Origin of the sequence: Lapidilactobacillus mulanensis (assembly GCF_003946215.1) — a bacterium.
Lineage (GTDB): Bacteria > Bacillota > Bacilli > Lactobacillales > Lactobacillaceae > Lapidilactobacillus > Lapidilactobacillus mulanensis.
Genome location: NZ_RHOW01000092.1, coordinates 1 through 2,138 on the forward strand (window position 1 = coordinate 1; position 2,138 = coordinate 2,138).

Consider the following 2,138-nt stretch of genomic DNA (forward strand, 5'->3'; position numbering starts at 1 on the left):
AAAAAGCGATATCTGTAAATTCAGATATCGCTCATAAATCTCCACCAACACTATTTGACAAAGACCCCAAATTTTAAAATAGGTGCAGATTAGTCTGAAAAGCCGTAACAATAGCTTTTTGACTGTATCTTGCGCCTATTTTTAAATTGGTCGTGTACCTAGTGGCCGTTTAAAAACTATAACGTTCAGGCATTTCAACCCATAGGCTCATTATTGCGTTATAATAAATCCATAGAAAATTACCGATTTCGCACATTTCTCGTGCATTTTTCCAGAATATCCTTGGAGGTTATCTCATGGCATATCGTCACAGCCCGCTTCAACTATCATTTGAATCTTTTGGCGCTGGTCTAAGCACACCTCTTAGCCCAGATAACGAATGGGTTCAATTGGCGGAGGTTATGCCATGGAAGGCGCTCGATGACGCATACCAATTGGAGTTTACCAAGAATCTTGGCCGCGCTGCGAAGCCTTTTCGCATGCTTTATGGTGCTGGTTTGATTCAACAACGAATGGGGCTAACAGATCGTGGTGTAGTTGCGACGATTCGGGATACACCGGCGCTTCAATACTTCATTGGTTTGTCTGAGTACAAAGCAGTGGCGCCATTCAGCTACTCCAGCTTGGCTCACTTTCGCAAGCGGATTGCCGACATTTCTGAGCTGATTACCAATATCATCAACGACACTGTCCGGGCTAAGATTGAAGCGTTGGTCCCGTTCAAGGTAGACACAGTCATCACTGATGCAACAGCGGTACCCGTTAAAATCAAGTATCCGCAAGATACTGTGTTGCTCAATCAGGCTCGGCTCAATCTTGAAGCGATGGCAATCGATATGTCACACCAATTGGGTGTGCCGAACCCACGCATGTATAAACGTGAAGCCAAACACTGTTGGACGGCGTTTTCGCGCCATCCAAAGCAACAACGCGGCGGCTTTCATAAGCAGGTCAAAGCACAATTGCAATACGTTCGTCGCGATCTGCGCTACATCAACGAGTTCTTAGACCTTGGGGCAACTTTGCCAGAAAAGCAGGCAATCCGCCTGGGAGTCATTCGGATCTTGTTTGACCAACAGTGGTACATGTATACCCATAAGACGCATCGCGTCGAAAATCGTATTGTCAGTCTCCAACAGCCATACATCCGCCCGATTCAGCGTGGCAAAGCAAATGCCAAAGTAGAATTCGGCGCGAAGATTGATTGTTCTCTAAGCGAAGGCGTAATCGATATCGAACGCTTCGACTTTAATGCCTTCTCTGAAGGCAAAGACTTTAAGGAGACCTTGGACCACTACTTTGACTTGCACGGACATTATCCTGATGAAGTACTAGCAGACACGCTATATCGTAATCGAGAGAACCTGAAGCTATGCAAAGACTTAGGTATCCGCATCTGTGGTCCCAAATTGGGGCGTCATCCGAAACACGTTAACACTGAACAACGCCGAAAAGATACTGACGCCGAGAATCGACGAGGTGCCATAGAGCGCCGGTTTGCCTTTATGAAGGGTTCACTGGGGCTTGATTTGGTGAACACTCGAACCGCTGAATCGTTGGCCGTAAAGATCGATGGGGCAATCGTCCTGAGCAATGTGTTGGCCCTGATGCGGGTTTTTGCTATACCAATTTTTGTTTTGGCAGAATCAGAAGGAGTAACCTATCAAATTCGCTATAAATTTACTACGAAGGTTAAAGATATGGTGGCCTAATTAAACAGCCACTACCTAGATTGACAATTCTCGTTTTACGCGTTGAAAAAATATTGTTTAGATATAGAAATGTAATTTAAATATCCAACGCTAAATATACTGAGCTCTCTAGAATAGAATAGGCAAAATTTGTGGTGGGAACTGGGACTGCAGTGGCATTTCTGTTGATGAGCGTACTTTGCGAATTTACAGAAAGGGGAAATGTGAGATCTTTCCGATTTTGGAAGAGCTCACATTTCAGGCGGAAAACTTTTGGTGGGTTCCCAAAAGCTTGGAGCCGTCCCCACAGCAGTTTCCCAGTTCCCACCACAAATTTAGCCGGAACCGCATAATATTTACAAACACAAAAAAAGCAGCCCGGGCTCGGCTCCTGTCAAGAGGACAATCAAATAATTAAAGTGTTTATGCACATTCTTGAACGGCATG

The 2,138-nt window shown here is 44.9% G+C and carries 1 protein-coding gene; it reads left to right on the plus strand.

What is annotated here, in order from left to right; all coding sequences use genetic code 11:
- Window positions 1-296: 296 nt before the first annotated feature.
- Window positions 297-1,712: an IS5 family transposase gene (locus tag EKM67_RS10585; protein WP_125578942.1), complete on the plus strand. Its 1,416-nt coding sequence runs from the start codon at window positions 297-299 to the stop codon at window positions 1,710-1,712.
- Window positions 1,713-2,138 lie beyond the last annotated feature (426 nt).

Coding starts and splice junctions, on each gene's coding strand:
- EKM67_RS10585 (WP_125578942.1), top strand. CDS start 297: ATGGCATATCGTCACAGCCCGCTTCAACTATCATTTGAATCTTTTGGC.